This is a genomic window from Bacillus sp. FSL E2-8868, assembly GCF_038005505.1.
In the GTDB taxonomy this organism is placed as follows: domain Bacteria; phylum Bacillota; class Bacilli; order Bacillales; family Bacillaceae_G; genus Bacillus_A; species Bacillus_A mycoides.
In genome coordinates this window covers 277,240-293,349 of record NZ_JBBOTI010000001.1, presented here as the reverse complement: position 1 = coordinate 293,349, position 16,110 = coordinate 277,240, and the positions used below count along the sequence as shown (strand labels likewise).

Annotated in this window: 17 protein-coding genes and 2 other annotated features; of the genes, 4 read left to right on the top strand and 13 right to left on the bottom strand. The window is 36.3% G+C overall.

Features of this window, described 5'->3' with window-relative positions:
• Positions 1-74 precede the first annotated feature (74 nt).
• The 3 genes from NSS74_RS01645 (at position 75) to NSS74_RS01635 (ending at position 1,683) form a co-directional block, all read left to right on the top strand.
• Positions 75-788: a CPBP family intramembrane glutamic endopeptidase gene (locus NSS74_RS01645; protein WP_340813147.1), complete on the top strand. Its 714-nt coding sequence runs from the start codon at positions 75-77 to the stop codon at positions 786-788.
• Positions 789-930: 142 nt separating this feature from the next.
• Positions 931-1,302: a hypothetical protein gene (locus NSS74_RS01640; RefSeq protein WP_002165001.1), complete on the top strand. Its 372-nt coding sequence runs from the start codon at positions 931-933 to the stop codon at positions 1,300-1,302.
• A 24-nt stretch (positions 1,303-1,326) separates the two neighbouring features.
• The gene (locus tag NSS74_RS01635; protein WP_340813145.1) at positions 1,327-1,683 is read left to right on the top strand and encodes an ammonia permease; all 357 of its coding nucleotides are present in this window, start codon (positions 1,327-1,329) and stop codon (positions 1,681-1,683) included.
• Between the two features lie 21 nt (positions 1,684-1,704).
• Here NSS74_RS01635 and NSS74_RS01630 read toward each other — a convergent pair whose 3' ends face one another.
• A complete protein-coding gene (locus NSS74_RS01630) occupies positions 1,705-3,498 on the bottom strand; it encodes a DHA2 family efflux MFS transporter permease subunit (RefSeq protein ID WP_002143335.1) in 1,794 nt (597 codons plus the stop codon).
• Positions 3,499-3,510: 12 nt separating this feature from the next.
• The gene (locus NSS74_RS01625) at positions 3,511-4,164 is read right to left on the bottom strand and encodes an HlyD family secretion protein (RefSeq protein WP_002190842.1); all 654 of its coding nucleotides are present in this window, start codon (positions 4,162-4,164) and stop codon (positions 3,511-3,513) included.
• A gap of 296 nt (positions 4,165-4,460) precedes the next feature.
• On the opposite strand from NSS74_RS01625, the gene NSS74_RS01620 reads away from it, so the two are divergent.
• A complete protein-coding gene (locus NSS74_RS01620; protein ID WP_002015467.1) occupies positions 4,461-5,078 on the top strand; it encodes a TetR/AcrR family transcriptional regulator in 618 nt (205 codons plus the stop codon).
• 41 nt (positions 5,079-5,119) lie between these two features.
• On the opposite strand, the gene NSS74_RS01615 is transcribed toward NSS74_RS01620, so the two are convergent.
• From NSS74_RS01615 to speD, 11 genes are all read right to left on the bottom strand, one after another.
• Positions 5,120-6,205 carry a M42 family metallopeptidase gene (locus NSS74_RS01615; RefSeq protein WP_340813144.1) on the bottom strand — a complete coding sequence of 362 codons (1,086 nt, stop codon included), beginning with the start codon at positions 6,203-6,205 and terminating at the stop codon, positions 5,120-5,122.
• 69 nt (positions 6,206-6,274) lie between these two features.
• On the bottom strand, positions 6,275-6,766 hold the full coding sequence (locus NSS74_RS01610) for a dUTP diphosphatase (protein ID WP_002015469.1): 492 nt from the start codon (positions 6,764-6,766) through the stop codon (positions 6,275-6,277).
• Between the two features lie 665 nt (positions 6,767-7,431).
• Entirely contained in the window at positions 7,432-7,788 is a 357-nt protein-coding gene (gene rplT, locus NSS74_RS01605; RefSeq protein ID WP_001138364.1) for a 50S ribosomal protein L20, read from the bottom strand.
• 38 nt (positions 7,789-7,826) lie between these two features.
• Positions 7,827-8,027 carry a 50S ribosomal protein L35 gene (gene rpmI, locus NSS74_RS01600; protein ID WP_001125945.1) on the bottom strand — a complete coding sequence of 67 codons (201 nt, stop codon included), beginning with the start codon at positions 8,025-8,027 and terminating at the stop codon, positions 7,827-7,829.
• Positions 8,028-8,048: 21 nt separating this feature from the next.
• Positions 8,049-8,552, bottom strand: coding sequence for a translation initiation factor IF-3 (infC, locus tag NSS74_RS01595; RefSeq protein ID WP_002015470.1), 504 nt, complete (start codon positions 8,550-8,552; stop codon positions 8,049-8,051).
• A 63-nt stretch (positions 8,553-8,615) separates the two neighbouring features.
• Positions 8,616-8,736, bottom strand: a sequence feature (ribosomal protein L20 leader region).
• 206 nt (positions 8,737-8,942) lie between these two features.
• Entirely contained in the window at positions 8,943-10,880 is a 1,938-nt protein-coding gene (gene thrS / locus NSS74_RS01590) for a threonine--tRNA ligase (protein WP_002145444.1), read from the bottom strand.
• A gap of 48 nt (positions 10,881-10,928) precedes the next feature.
• Positions 10,929-11,156: a binding site (T-box leader), on the bottom strand.
• Positions 11,157-11,187: 31 nt separating this feature from the next.
• Positions 11,188-12,069: a putative sporulation protein YtxC gene (gene ytxC / locus NSS74_RS01585; protein WP_002088921.1), complete on the bottom strand. Its 882-nt coding sequence runs from the start codon at positions 12,067-12,069 to the stop codon at positions 11,188-11,190.
• Positions 12,070-12,458: 389 nt separating this feature from the next.
• Positions 12,459-13,397: a primosomal protein DnaI gene (gene dnaI, locus NSS74_RS01580; RefSeq protein ID WP_002015473.1), complete on the bottom strand. Its 939-nt coding sequence runs from the start codon at positions 13,395-13,397 to the stop codon at positions 12,459-12,461.
• Between the two features lie 33 nt (positions 13,398-13,430).
• A complete protein-coding gene (locus tag NSS74_RS01575; RefSeq protein ID WP_340813142.1) occupies positions 13,431-14,837 on the bottom strand; it encodes a replication initiation and membrane attachment family protein in 1,407 nt (468 codons plus the stop codon).
• A 145-nt stretch (positions 14,838-14,982) separates the two neighbouring features.
• Positions 14,983-15,444, bottom strand: a complete 462-nt coding sequence (nrdR, locus tag NSS74_RS01570) for a transcriptional regulator NrdR (RefSeq protein WP_001203686.1) — start codon at positions 15,442-15,444, stop codon at positions 14,983-14,985.
• Positions 15,445-15,640: 196 nt separating this feature from the next.
• The gene (gene speD, locus NSS74_RS01565; RefSeq protein WP_002003660.1) at positions 15,641-16,024 is read right to left on the bottom strand and encodes an adenosylmethionine decarboxylase; all 384 of its coding nucleotides are present in this window, start codon (positions 16,022-16,024) and stop codon (positions 15,641-15,643) included.
• Positions 16,025-16,110: the final 86 nt, after the last annotated feature.

Genomic DNA, 16,110 nt, shown 5'->3' with positions numbered 1-16,110 from the left:
AATATTTAAATGTTACACCCAAAAGCAAAATACTTTATAATTAAATATACAAATATAAAGAGGTGATTTTACAAATGCAACCCGCTACACAACTTTCTAATGAACAGAAATACTCTATGTCATGGGGACAATTTATTAGCTCCGTTTTATTCGCTTTTTTCGGAACCGGACTTATTACTGTGTTCCTCGCAATGCCCTTAACAATTTATACAGCCGGTCTTACAGATAAAAAACAAATTGCCCTGTATAAATCTATTGCAAATACTGCAAGTATCATATTACAACTAGCCGTGTTGTTATTCTTCATTTTCAAATTCGAACCCGCAAAAAAATTACTACTAAAATCTTTTAACTTTAAAGTACTTAAAGAATGGCGTACATACGTATACTTACTTCTTTTCTTCGCTATAAACATTATACTCAATTACATCTTGTTAAATTATGTGTTCCAAGACGCAACGAAGCAGCAATCTTCCGCACTAAACTTAGACGTTTTTAAGCAGTATCAAATATTATTACTTCTCGGCTTCGCTATACTCACACCAATTTTTGAAGAGCTTATTTTCCGTGGTTTTATACTTCGCTTCTTCTCAGAACGCTTTCCATTTTGGATTGCAGCCATCATAACAAGCTTCTTCTTCGGTATCGCTCATACATACTCACTTGGAGTAATGGTAATTACTTTCTTCATGGGATTATTAATGGCTATTTTATGTAAAAAAACAAAATCCATTATTCCAGCTATGTTATTTCATATTATGAATAATATGTTAGCATTCTTGAGTTAGAAAGAGGTGTCATCGCGATACCTCTTTTATTAATTCGTATCATCACTTCTCATTTCTATCAATTTATACATATTTATTAATAATATCCAAAATAAACCTCATATAGTAAAATATAACTCATCACCATAGAAGGAGATTATTTATGTCGAGCTTACTTTGGATTTTTTATATGCCACTTCTTGTTTTATGCGGATTTTTCGGCGGTATTTTTTTAATTATTACTAGCATTAAACACCTTAAATTATTTGTGGGTTTAATGGGGCTACTTAGCCTATCTTTTGTCACACTACCTTTTGTTTTTTGGGGCATGGGGGTGAATAGCGATACGATCCTCCCTATTTCAACTACTTTATATTGGATACTGTTTTCTTTAACTGGATTATTGGCAGGATTAAATGGATTACAGGCAAAGATTAAAAGTATACGTAATATGGGATTCATTATTTTTATCGCTGGCATATTAGGGGTTATTTTCTGGGTACTTATGTCTGTAGGGGATTCATTCTATATATAATATTTTATCGGAGGTAATACAGAAGTGTTTGGAATATTAACTTGGATGGTTTTGGCTCTTACTTTGATGTTATGCCAATTCATCGTTGGCATTTTTTTAATTATTGCTGGCATTAAATATCGTAAATCACTTACTATTATAGCTGGTTTGATTAGCATATCGCTTATCTTTGTTCCTATCATTTGTATAGGTTTTGGAATAGATTTAGAGGGGATGGTTCCAATTTCAGGAACTTTATATTGGTGTTTCTTCTCTTTAGCTGGACTATTAGCTATTATAAGTGGAAGACAAATATCGAGTATTCGTTCTATGGGGACAATTTTGTTTATAACAGGGCTGTGCTCCGTAGCTGGTTATCATTTTTTATATCTCACTCTTTAAAAAGACAAAAAAGCAGGGAAATTAATTCCCTGCTTTTCTATTTGGTTTATTGCCTGATGGTAAGAAGAACGATAACACCCAAGCAATACCTGCGAGTATTGTTGCAATTAAGAAGGCATCGTTAATACCGTTAATTGCAGATAGCTTTGAAATTTGTCCGAATAATAGTTGTGTACTCATCGCATCTCCTGCTTGAGCTGATCCGGCTAATGCCGCTAAGCTTTGGCCCATACCGTGTACTTTATCAACTAAAATCGGGTTTGACGTTGTTAACATATTGCCGTAATCCGCTACGTGAGCAGTAGTTTGTTGCGTCATAAGCGTGATTAATATCGCTGTTCCAATTGAACCAGCTACTTGTCTTGACGTATTTTGCGTTGCTGTACCGTGAGAAATTAATTTCATCGGCAGTGCATTCATACCAGCTGTCATAATTGGCATCATAATGAATGACATACCAATTGAGCGTATAATATAATCCGTCATAATAACGCTATACGGTGTATCCATCGATAACGTTGTAAATTTATATGTCGCAAATGTTGTAATGGCTAATCCGACAATTGCTAACGGACGAATACCATACTTATCAAATAGTTTACCTGCAACTGGTCCCATGATCCCCATAATTAATGATCCTGGAAGTAATAATAAACCAGATTCCATCGGTGTAAAACCGCGAATGTTTTGCAAGTATACTGGAAGTAATAACATACCTCCGAATAAGGCCATCGTTACAATCGCGTTAATTACTAATGTGAAAGTGAACGTCGGATATTTAAACACTTGTAAATCAAGCATTTTATTGTCTGTTGTTAACTCTCTCCAAATAAATACAGCTAAACCAATGACACCGATGATAAGTGTTATAACAACTTCTGCACTAGTCCAGCCATTATTTCCAGCTTCACTAAATCCGTACAGTAAGCTACCTAGTCCAATACTTGAACTAATAACACCGAATACATCTAACTTTGTTTTGGACACTGGCTGAGCTAGTGTAAAGAATTTAAAAGATAAGAACGTAATAATTAAACCGATAACAAACATCCCATAGAACATTAAGTTCCAGCTATAGTTTTCAATTACCCAACCTGTTACAGTTGGTCCGATAGCTGGTGCTAAAATCATCGCTACCCCAAGTAACCCCATAGCTGCTCCGCGTTTATTAGGCGGGAATAATGTCATGAAGATATTCATACCAACTGGCATTAAAATACCTGCACCAACCGCTTGAACAACACGGCCTGTCATCATCATTGTAAAGTTTCCTGATGTAGCACAAATGATAGATCCTACAGTGAAGAATAACATTGCTGCTATGAATAATTTACGATACGTAAATCGTGAAACTAAAAATGCACTGATTGGTACTAAAATCCCGTTTACAAGCATGAAGCCTGTAATTAACCATTGTGCTGTTGAAGTTGATACGTTAAATTCATTCATTAATGGAGGCAGTGCAACATTAATGATCGTTTGGTTTAAAATAGAAACGAACATACCGAGAATTAATACAGCTACAACTGCCTTTACATTCACATTCTCTACCGGCAATTGTCTCTTCAGCATTTCTTTTTCCTGTTTTACTTGCTCTTGCTTCCCTGTTTCTAATTCCACTACGTTAGAAGCTTCTGTTTCTTGTTTTTGTTCAAGTTCTTTCTCTACTGTTTCTGCTTGACTTACTTCTATCTTACTTACGGCTGGGACTTGTTCTTCTCCCACATTCGTTTTTTTCTTTCGTAAAAGACGATTTACAAGGAAGAAGACGATTATACAAAATAGTGCATATCCTACAATTGCAATTGAGGACATCTCATCTCCCCCTTACTTATGAATACGAACTGACACATTCATTCCAGGAACAATATTTACTGATTTACTATGATCTAAAGAAACTTTAACTGGTACAACTTGCTTTACTTTCGTATAGTTCGCTGTTGCGTTACTTGATGGTAACATCGAGAATGTATTCGCTGTTGTTAATCCAACTTGTTCTACTTTTCCCGTTAACGTTGTATCTGGGTATGCGTCTACATACACATCTACTGTTTGGCCTTTTTGAACATCATCAATATTTGTTTCTTCAATATTTGCTGTTACCCATAAATTGCTCATATCAAATGCATAAGCAATTGGGCTACCTGCCCCAACGAACGCATTAGTTGTTGCATTTGATTGTACAACTGTTGCATTTTGCGGAATTGTTACATCTACTGTTTGCTCACCATTTGCTCCTGCTACAGTAACCGCACCTAATTTATCGTTCTCATTGTAATTTTTTCCGACTTCAGCTTTCCAGTCTGTTAATTTACCTGCTACTGGTGATGCAATTGGGATTACTTTCCCGTCAATCTTTGCATTTTCTGTTTTTAAATAGTTTTCCGCTTGATTGTAATAGTAATAACCGCCAATACCGCCGCCAACTAATACAATTAATGTGATAATGTTGATAATTACCATTCTTCGAAACTGATTCATTGCATTCCTCTCCTTATATCGCATATAATTTTTTTCTAAACTATTTATATCCTTAGTGTTTATATTGTTTAATTGTTAATTATATTAACCTTTAAACAAAAAAAGCACACCTTTTACGACGCAAACTATGTTTTGTCTGCATCCTAGCGGTGCTGATTTCTAAAGGACTATCGTTTATAATTATAAATAATTATCCCGAATCTACAACCAACAATTTAAACCTATATGTTGTTTAAACAACATTACACTATACATGTGTTGTTTAAGGTTAAAAAATTAAACGAGGTGAAGTAAAAATGTCTATTAAAAATACAAATGATCCACGTGTAAAACGAACGAGACAACTCATACAGGATGCTTTTGTCGCTTTAGTAGGCGAAAAGGGCTTCGAAAATGTAACTGTGCAACATATCGCGGAACGCGCTCCTGTAAATCGTGCTACATTTTATAGCCATTACCATGATAAATATGATTTATTAGAAAAAAGCATAGAAGAAATGTTAGAAAAACTAGCTGCAGTAATTAAACCACAAAATCGAAATAAAGAAGATTTTCAGCTCACTTTTGATTCACCGCATCCAACTTTTTTAGCTTTGTTTGAGCATATCGCAGACAATACTAATTTCTATAACGTTATGCTCGGCGATAAGGCAGCTGGAAACTATTCTTATAAAATGATGAAAACAATTCAAACACATTTAACATTAAGCCTATCTATTTCCCAGCCAGATGATGAAGACCTTATGGTCCCTCGTGATATTCTTATTAGTTATGTTACAGGCGCTCATATCGGAATGATTATGTCATGGTTAAAAAGAGGCATGATTTATACCCCACATTTCATGGCAATGCAATTAACTCGCTTAATTATTTTAGGAGCTCATACTGCAGCAGGATTAGAAAGGCCGTTTTAAAAATGAAAAAAGCGAAGGAGGTTATCCTTCGCTTTTTTCTATTAATTAAATGTAATGTTATGTACAGCCTCTTTATCAAGACGTTTAATAACTTCTACAATTAACTTCACTGCGTTTTCATAATCATCACGATGTAACATCGCTGCATGAGAATGAATGTAGCGTGTCGCAATCGTAATTGCCATAGATGGGATACCATTTACAGAAATGTGAATTGCTCCTGCGTCCGTTCCCCCGCCCGCTACAGAATCATACTGATATGGAATTTGTAATTCATCCGCAACATCAACAACGAAATCACGTAAACCTGTATGACCAATAACAGAAGCATCATATAGAATGATCTGCGGACCATCACCCATTTTACTTTGTGCTTCTTTTGCCGTTACACCTGGTGTATCACCAGCAATACCTACATCTACTGCGAATGCGATATCTGGCTTAATATAGTTTGCAGATGTTTTCGCACCACGAAGACCAACTTCTTCTTGTACAGTCCCAACGCCGTATACAACGTTTGGATGCTTTTCATCTTTTAATTGTTTTAATACGTCAATTGCAATTGCACAACCAATTCGGTTATCCCATGCTTTTGCAAGTAACATCTTTTCATTCTTCATCACTTGGAATTCGAAGTACGGTACAACTTGATCTCCTGGTCGGATGCCCCACTCCATCGCTTCTTCTTGGCTAGAAGCACCAATATCGATGAACATGTCTTTAATTTCAACTGGCTTTTTACGAGCTTCTGGAGGTAAAATGTGCGGTGGTTTTGAACCAATTACACCTGTTATATCTCCTTTACGCGTTACAATCGTTACGCGCTGTGCAAGCATAACTTGCGACCACCAGCCACCCACCGTTTGGAAACGAAGGAAGCCTTTGTCATCAATTTGCGTAATCATAAAGCCGACTTCATCTAAATGACCTGCAACCATAATTTTCGGGCCGTTTTCTTCCCCAACTTTTTTCGCAACTAAACTTCCTAAATTGTCAGTAGAAAGTTCATCTGCAAACGGCTCAATATATTTCTTCATTACTTCACGTGGTTCGCGCTCGTTACCCGCAATACCGCGTGCGTCTGTTAATTCTTTTAGCATTGTCAATGTCTCGTCTAATTTTATCATTGCCAACACCCTCCTTTTTCTTCAGTCACTTTATTATACAAAAGGAAATTGAAATATTCAAAAATTAAATTAGTATCCTTGTGTTTGACGCTGATGATTTACTTCATTTTTATCTAAATATGCTTTTTCAATTTCATCTTGTTCAAATTCAAGCGCTTGTCCAAGGCGAAGATAGCTTGTAAATAGTTCAATATAGTTCGTAATAGAAGGTTGATCTGTAAAACGAATTACTTTCGCATATGTGTCTAAGAAAATTTCCACTTGTGTTTTATTCGTTTGCGCACATTTATAGAATAAGAAGTTTTTATCAATTCCTAAATCGATTCCGATTGATAAAATAAAATGTAAACCATCTACGTATTCTTCTAATATTACTTCACGTTCTGAAGCTGGTTTATTGCTCCAATATTTAAAACAACGTGTTTCATTTGCAAGTTCTCCAATTTCTACAAGAAGAGCTAACATTTTTTCTTTTAACAATTTTTTCGGTTGTAAGTCATGTTCTTTCACAATACGGTCATCTAATTCTTTTTGTAATTTAAATAGTTGTAGTAAGTCCATTCTATTGTCCTCCTCCAACATCGCATTTTCCGCAACAATGTTGTTTCATCTCAAAGTTCATTATTATTTTTCGTTTCTTATTAACAAGTCAGCTACCTACATCTTTATAAAGATAGCTTGTCCTTAATTTGCAAATACGTTTCAATCATCACTCATAGATTGTTCACTTGATGAAAGCTCCATATCATCTTTCCATTATAGCAGTGTCGTTTCTGCTAGGAAAGATGCACTTCTCACGAATGAGTTCAAATAAAGTGAAACTTTAATAAGTGGGGGGTTTTGTTCATCCCCACTTATTATTAGCCTTCACCAATCGGGCTTTTACGGGCAGTTGATCTCCCACCTAACTTCTTTGCTCCAGCTGAATTTTGAGGTGGGAGTTTTACTGCCCGCAAATAGAGGGATAAAAAAAGTCAGGAGGATTCTCCTGACTTTATATATTCTTTTATATCGCTATGGCTTTTATATTGATTTTGTCATATCGATAACTACACATCCGTTAATCTTTCCTACTTTCATGTAAAAGTCTCCTCGTTATCGTTACAAAAATTCTTACAAGCACATCTTAATATACTTGAGCAAGAAATAACGATAATAAGTGGAGGATTTTACAATAAATGCAACTAAAAAAACCTTAGAAGAAAATCTTCTAAGGTTTTAAACAATTAGTTAATGTTGTTTTTTGCAACTGTTGCTAATTCAGCGAAAGCTTTTTCGTCATGAACAGCTAAGTCAGCAAGCATCTTGCGGTTAACTTCGATGCCAGCATTTTTTAAACCGTGCATTAAGCGGCTGTAAGAAAGACCATTCATACGAGCTGCTGCGTTGATACGTGTAATCCATAATTTACGGAAGTCACGTTTCTTTTGACGACGGTCACGGAATGCATACATTAGAGATTTCATAACCTGTTGGTTAGCAACCTTAAATAATGTACTCTTAGAACCGTAGTAACCTTTTGCTAATTTTATAACTTTTTTACGACGTTGACGAGTAACTGTACCACCTTTTACTCTTGGCATAATATTACCTCCTAGTTTGTTCTATATATCAGCCGAACTTATTTTAAGTTGTCAAGCATTTGACGAATGCGTTTGAAGTCACCAGCGCTAACTACACCAGCTTTACGTAGTTTACGTTTAGCTTTTGTAGATTTGTTAGCGAATAAATGGCTTGTGTAAGCGTGAGAACGCTTCAGTTTACCAGATCCAGTCTTTTTGAAACGCTTTGCAGCGCCGCGATGAGTTTTTTGTTTAGGCATAGGTATTTCCTCCTCTATCTATTACTTATCGTTTTTCGGTGCTAAAACTAAGAACATACTACGTCCTTCCATTTTAGGCTTAGATTCAATTGTACTAACTTCAGCACAAGCTTCTGAGAAGCGATCTAAAACACGTTGACCGATTTCTTTATGAGTAATGGCACGTCCTTTAAAGCGAATTGACGCTTTAACCTTGTCGCCTTTCTCTAAAAACTTGACAGCATTACGAAGTTTTGTGTTAAAGTCATGTTCATCAATTGTTGGACTTAAACGAACTTCTTTCATGCTAATTACTTTTTGATTTTTGCGCTGTTCTTTTTCTTTCTTCTGTTGCTCAAAGCGGAATTTACCGTAGTCCATAATGCGGCATACTGGTGGTTTCGCATTTGGAGCAACCAATACTAAATCAAGATTAAGACCTGCAGCTAAGTCTAAAGCGTCATTACGAGACTTGATTCCAAGTTGATCGCCGTTTGCGCCAACTAAGCGTACTTCACGTGCACGAATTTGCTCGTTAATCATCATATCCTTGCTAATAGTAAGCCACCTCCAAGGTTTTCTTAGAATACGTTTTGCAATTGTAGAACCCGAACAAAAAAAGTGCGGGCACACGGCACCCACACTTGTAATATCTTTAGTAAGAAATACATTTACCTGCTAACTGCGAATGCGTCCATCAGGTGAGAAGCGGGTGCTTCTACTTGTCAAAACCATATTCTATTATCCTTGATGAGTTTATCATAGGACATGACGTCTGTCAAGAAGACGCGATGTGTTTTACTAACAACAAGAAATATTGTAACAAACAACCAGCATACTTGCAATACTTTTTTATGATAAGTATTGTTTGGTTATTTTTTCTAGATTTTCTTTTTTATAATACATAAAAAAGCCGCGGTATACCGCGGCTCTTTCTTATCGTTTTCCTTCTACCTTAATCATGTCAACAAACGCATCTAATGCGATTGTTTCTGATTTTTGTTCACCATATTTACGTACGTTAACGCCATTTTCAGTAACTTCATTGTCACCTACTACAAGCATGTACGGAATCTTTTGCATTTGTGCTTCACGGATTTTGTAACCAATTTTCTCTTCACGAGTGTCTAATTCAACACGGATACCAGCACGTCGTAATTCATCTTGTACTTTCTTCGCATAGTCTAAATGTACTTGCGGAGAAACTGGAATTACTTGCGCCTGAACTGGAGCTAACCAAGTTGGGAATGCGCCTTTGTATTCTTCAATTAAGAAGGCTACGAAACGTTCCATAGTTGATACAACACCACGGTGAATTACAACTGGACGATGTTGTTTACCGTCTTCACCAACGTAAGTTAATTCAAAGCGTTCTGGAAGTAAGAAGTCTAATTGTACAGTTGAAAGTGTTTCGTCTTTTCCAAGAGCAGTACGAACTTGAACGTCAAGTTTCGGACCATAGAATGCCGCTTCACCTTCAGCTTCATAGTAATCAAGACCCATTTCATCCATAGCTTCTTTTAACATACCTTGTGCTTTTTCCCACATCTCATCATCAGCATAATACTTTTTAGTATCTGCTGGGTCACGATAAGATAGACGGAATGAATAGTTTTCTAAACCGAAATCTTTGTACACTTCTAACGTTAAGTTTACAACACGTTTTAATTCTTCTTTAATTTGATCTGGACGAACGAAAATGTGCGCATCATTTAAAGTCATTCCGCGTACACGTTGTAATCCAGATAATGCTCCAGACATTTCATAGCGGTGCATTGTTCCAAGTTCCGCAATACGGATTGGTAATTCACGGTAGCTGTGAATATCATTTTTATAAACCATCATATGGTGAGGGCAGTTCATTGGACGAAGAACTAACTCTTCATTATCCATTTCCATTGATGGGAACATGCCATCACGGTAATGGTTCCAGTGACCAGAAGTTTCATAAAGCTCTCTACTTCCTAATACTGGAGTGTATACGTGATCATAGCCTAAGCTTGCTTCTTTATCAACGATGTAACGCTCGATAATACGGCGAATTGTTGCACCTTTTGGTAACCAAAGTGGTAAACCTTGTCCTACTTTTTGGCTATTAGTAAATAGTTTTAACTCTTTACCTAATTTACGGTGATCGCGCTCTTTCGCTTCTTCAAGCATACGTAAGTGCTCATCTAATTCTGCTTTCTTAACGAATCCAGTACCGTAAATACGTTGTAACATTTTATTATTGCTATCGCCGCGCCAGTAAGCACCAGCAACACTTAATAATTTAAACACTTTAATCTTCCCTGTAGATGGAAGGTGAACACCACGGCAAAGGTCGAAGAATTCGCCTTGCTCATAGATTGAAATAATTGCATCTTCTGGAAGATCGTTAATTAAATCTAATTTTAACTCATCGCCGATTTCTTCAAAGCGACGAAGTGCTTCTGCACGTGGCACTTCATGACGAACGATTTCTAAGTTTTCGTTCACGATTTTTTGCATTTCTTTTTCGATTTTTTTGAAGTCTTCAACTGTAATTGCTTCTTCCATATCAATATCGTAGTAGAAGCCATTTTCGATTACTGGACCAATGCCAAGCTCAAGCTTAACATCTTTATATAAACGTTTTAACGCTTGTGCTAAAAGGTGAGCTGTTGAGTGGCGTAAAATATATAAGCCATCTTCAGAATCTAATGTAATAATAGAAACTGCACCATCTTCTTCGATTGGTGTAACAAGATCGATCATCTCATCGTTTAATTTTCCAGCCACAGCTTTTTTCTTTAAGCCTGGGCTAATAGAAGCTGCGATTTCTTCAGTTGTTACTCCTTTTGGAAACTCCTTCACAGCTCCATCAGGGAAAGTAATTTTAACTACATCTGCCATCACTGGTCACTCCTCTTTTTTTTCAAAATAAAAAACACTCATCCCATAAAAAGGGACGAGTGTTGAATTCGTGGTTCCACCCTTGTTCCAATTAACCTTATTGTTAATTGCTCAAGTTCAACATAACGGTGTTGTCCGTTAGCAATTACTAGAAAAACTTTCACTGCTAAAGTTTAGAGGTGGTAAGTAATTATCCCGTACTAGGAAGCTCACACCCTAAGGCTTCCCTCTCTGAAAATCGTAGAAAACTACCCATGTCCTCATCATGACATTTCAATATATTTCATTTATGTAGGTAATTATATGCTCAAAAACTTAGAAAATCAAGGGCGTTACCTTTATTTTTTAAATTTTTCACATTGCGCTCAAATTCATGTAATCCATGTAGTTGCACTCGTTCCTGAAATACATTTCGCAAAGTAATAATCATATTATGATCTTGTTCTTTCGTATATAAATAAATCTTTTTCGGCGAAATAGAAAGAAGTGGTGCAATTACTTTCGTATCGATATATACATCCTGTTTCTTTAATAATTCTTCATCTATATATTGAACCAATTTCTCCTGTTTTAAACGCCTACCTTTATCATCATAGAAAATAAAACTTTCATCAAAAATAAGATGTACACAGGACAAACGTGATTTCCGGCTACTTACTTGTTGGCGAAGTGTCTCAATGAATATTTGGTATTCCTGCTCCATCTTATACTCATCAATTGCAACTTCAGCAAGCTTAGTTACCATTTCCCTATATGTACGAAGACGAAAACGAACGTATGATGAAAACGAGAATGAGAGCGGATCACAAAGCCAATCATTCAAAGACGACGCAATATAAGATTCAAATTTTTGACGTGTTAAATCACTAGCTACTCCTTTTCTTCTTTCCTTTAAAATCTCATGTGCCATATGCAATATTTGATGACACTCTTCTTGTTCTTCATAAAAAAACTTTTCCTTTAAAATGGTATGAATCCATTCATTTTGTTTCACATTCATAATGAAATATAGTAATACTGGCAATAAAATCTTTTCAATATAATTTGATTCACATAATGGTATATGAATAACAACCTTTTGTTCATTTAAATATACACTTGTTTCCTTATATAAGGATTCTGTTCTTTTCGTTAGTTGTCTGTATACGTACACAGCATCATTTTTTTCTTCGAAGCAAATTTCAATCACTTTTGTCCCCCCTTTTATCCCCGCTCTAAAGGATTGCATCTATACGTTACAAATCCTATAAGAGTCCGATCTATGGAAGTTCACTCTTAGTAGAAACCTATCTCCCATCGTTAGAACATCCACTCGATATGGCTTGCTAATTTTATATATATTAAGGGAGGGAGAAAAAAATGATACAAGCTACTCTGAAAAAATGATTAAAATAAAGTGAAACTTTAATCAGTGGAGGTTTTGTCCATCCTCCACTGATTATTAGCCCGCACCAATCGGGCTTTTACGGGCAGCAGGGCTCCCACCTAACTTCTTTGCTTTACAGCCGAATTTTGAGGTGGGAGTCTTACTGCCCGCCAATAGCGGGATAAAAAAGAGCAAGCTTCTCAGCTCGCTCTTTACTTATTACGACGATTTTTCCCGCCAATTGGGATTGGCTTCGCTAAATATTTAATTCGTTCCATAATACGGGCCGCTTTCATCTCTTCTGCTTCACCGCGCTGTGTATACGTTAAATGATGTTCCAACTGTTTGAAATCAAAGTTAGATGTAAAGAACGTCGGTAAGTTTTCCAACATACGGAATTGCAAGATTGCACCGAGTACATCATCACGTACAAAACTTGACATCGCTTCTGCCCCGATATCATCTAACATTAATACTTGTACACGTTTGACAGCATCAATCTTTCCGCTAATCGAATTATCTTGAATCGAACTTTTGATTTCACGTAAAAATTCAGGGAAGTATACGAGCATCGAACTAATTTTCTTTCGCGCAAGCTCATTTGCAATTGCCCCTAAAAGATACGTTTTCCCTACACCAAATTTACCGTACAAATATAAACCTTGTGCTTTTTTACCTGGTTCGTATGTGTTTAAAAATTCATTCGTTGCACCTATTGCATCAATACGTGCATCTAAATCTGAAGGGTCTAAATTTTCCATAGTTGCCTGCAAAATGTCAACTGGCATATATACACTTTGAACGAGTTTTTCATATTTTTTTCTCTCATCATATGCTACTTTTCTAATACAACGATCGTATTGAATATCAATCATCTTACCTTGAATGACGAGCTTCGGCTCATATCCTTGTAGCATATTTTTACATGACCCTAAATCTGGACAATCCGCACACCCTACACTTTGTCCAATATATTCATATAACTTCACAAGACTTCGTTCAATCATAGAAGTCGTTACTTCACCTTTATGTTCGTCTATAAATTCTTTCACACGAGGGTGCGCCATCACTTCTGCCTTTAAGACTTCATATCTATTTTTAAAGTTTTTATTTTCCATTAATTTCGTAAATGAATTTTGAATATGCTCCATTTTCTCACCTCAAAGAGCGTTCATTTTCTTTTATTAATCACGCTTATATTTTTTCAATACTTCTTCTAATCGTTTCCGTTCATCTTCTAACGTACTTGCATCTTTTTTCGCACTTACGTCATTTTTTACAGGTTCTTTCTCTTCTTCTTTCGACTCTTCTTTAAGCCAATCTGGTACCATTTCTTTTCGCACTGTTTTCTTCGCTGTACGACCTTTTTTCTTCGTCTCAGCCCACTCTTGATATTGACGATTCTCTTCTTTCGCTAGCGCCATCGCCTCGCCTACTGTACCGACCTTTTTTCGCGCCCAATGTCCAGCAATCTTCTCGACATACGTTTTAGCAAGCTTCATATCTGAGCGTAGCATAACGTAATAAATAAGTACATTCACAACCCCTGGCGTTAACTTTTGATTTATCATTACATCCTCAACGATTTGCAAGTCCGCTTTCGTCGCCTCTGCACCGCCTGAAATCTCTTTCAATAGTTGTTTTGGCGAGATTTCCTCTAACTGTTTCATTAGCATCTCTTCTTGCGTAGATGGCTCTTTCTCTTTCATTGTACGAGCAGCATGAGGTTGCACTCTTTCACTTAATACAGGTAACGCTTGACCATTTTCGAATTGATACCAATCGCGTGCTCCCTTCCGAAGCCTTTCGATATCAATTGTTTGCACTTCTGTCACTGCGCCAAGAACGATATTTTGCATCGATAACACATCCACACCGTACACATAAGCGAGTGTAATAACACATTCTCTCACTTGATCTGTAATCGCCTTTTTAGGAACAAGGGCTGATAGTCCGTCTACAAATAAAGAGAAATCAAAGAAATCGTTCCAAACTTTCGGAGCATCCCCATTCTCGTTACTTGGCATAATTGTCGTTTTCGGGATACGCAGTTCTTCTTGCGCATATTCAAACTGACCTGGGTTAAACGAATCAAATATATCGTTGAAGGAGCGCGTAACATTTTCATAAGAAGCAAAATCGAATTCTTCTTCTAAGAAATATTGCTTTACTTGGTTGTATTTTGTCCGACTCAAGCGATTATATAAAAAGATACTTAAAACAATATCATCAAAAAACTGCTTCGGAGATAAAGGTGGTTGCAATTCATATATAAACATTCGAATATCTTTTTCTTTCTTAATATATACATTTAAAAGACCAATCGCTTCTAACTTTACTCGTTCCCCATATATTTCAGGAAGTTGCATTTGCATAGTCACCATAAGGGAGTGATGTGTATTCTCTTTTCCAAACACACGATCTTGCTCTAACTCTCCCCATAGTGTCATGTATAAGCTAAAAGCTCTACTACCTATTAACGACTGATACAACATCGTTAATACTTTCCGGTCGTAATTATGTAACAACCCTTTCGCACTTACTTTATAACGATCAATCGGCAATAGCTCCATCCATGACTGTTTTTCCATTCTTGCTTTTCCTTTCTCTCATCCAATCTAGCCTACATTTCACTCGTTCTATCTTTATTATATAATTTATTAGCGAAAAAGAGCTATTAGCTTCCGCTTCTAGCTCTCTTATCTCGTTTACTTACAGTATATAAAGAGATTCCTTCTACTCTCTCTCTTTTTGCAGTATATCTTTTAATTCTTCAATAAATACATTTAAATCTTTAAATTGACGATACACAGAAGCAAAACGTACGTAAGCAACATCATCAATATCACGAAGTTCTTCCATAACAATTTCACCAATCATATCACTTTTCACTTCTGATATACCTAAGTTACGAAGTTCACGCTCCACACTTTGTGTTACTTCCTCTAACTGCCTTAAAGATACAGGTCTTTTTTCACACGCTTTAATTAAACCGCGTAAAATTTTCTCTTTATTAAACTCTTCTCGTGTTCCTTCTTTTTTAACAACGATAAGAGGTGATTCTTCTACTCTTTCAAATGTCGTAAAGCGACTTAAACAACTTTCACACTCTCTTCTTCTTCGAATAGAGCGCCCCTCGTCTACCGGACGCGAATCTAACACTCTTGTTCCATTATGAAAACAGGATGGACAACGCAATTCATTCACTCCTTTACACTATAATCTTTATTCTTTCGCTACTCACCTACATGTGAAAATATATATACAATATTATATAACTCATTCTTCTATAATGACCACTCTAAGTTATTACATATCGTGATCCTATTTTATATAAACTAAAAAAGAGGTGCATTATACACCTCTTTACATTTTAAATCAATTATGTTCTTTTTTAAAGAGCTTTTGTTTCTCTCTGCTTAATTTCGAAGCTACCAGTGCCTCGAGGAAGCTCGATGCTCTCACGCGTTTTCGCGTTTAAACCTTCTGCAATATATTCTGCAGCAACATTTGGATCAATACGATCCCCACAAGTATAAACATCAATACTTGCGTAACCGTGCTCCGGAAAGCTATGAATTGTTAAATGTGATTCCGAGATAATTACTACTCCACTTACACCTTGTGGTGCAAATTTATGAAAAGCAACCTCACGTACTTCAGCACCAGCTCTTAGCGCTGCATCCACAAATAATTGTTCAATATACGGCATGTCATTAAGCTTGTCGAAATCGCAATCCCAAAGTTCAGCAATCACGTGACGACCCATCGTATCCATAGTATCCATTCTACAGTTCCCCCTTGTAAATTTATTCTAACTGTTCGAATTGAAAACTAATTTGCAATTTGGCTTGCTCCACTACC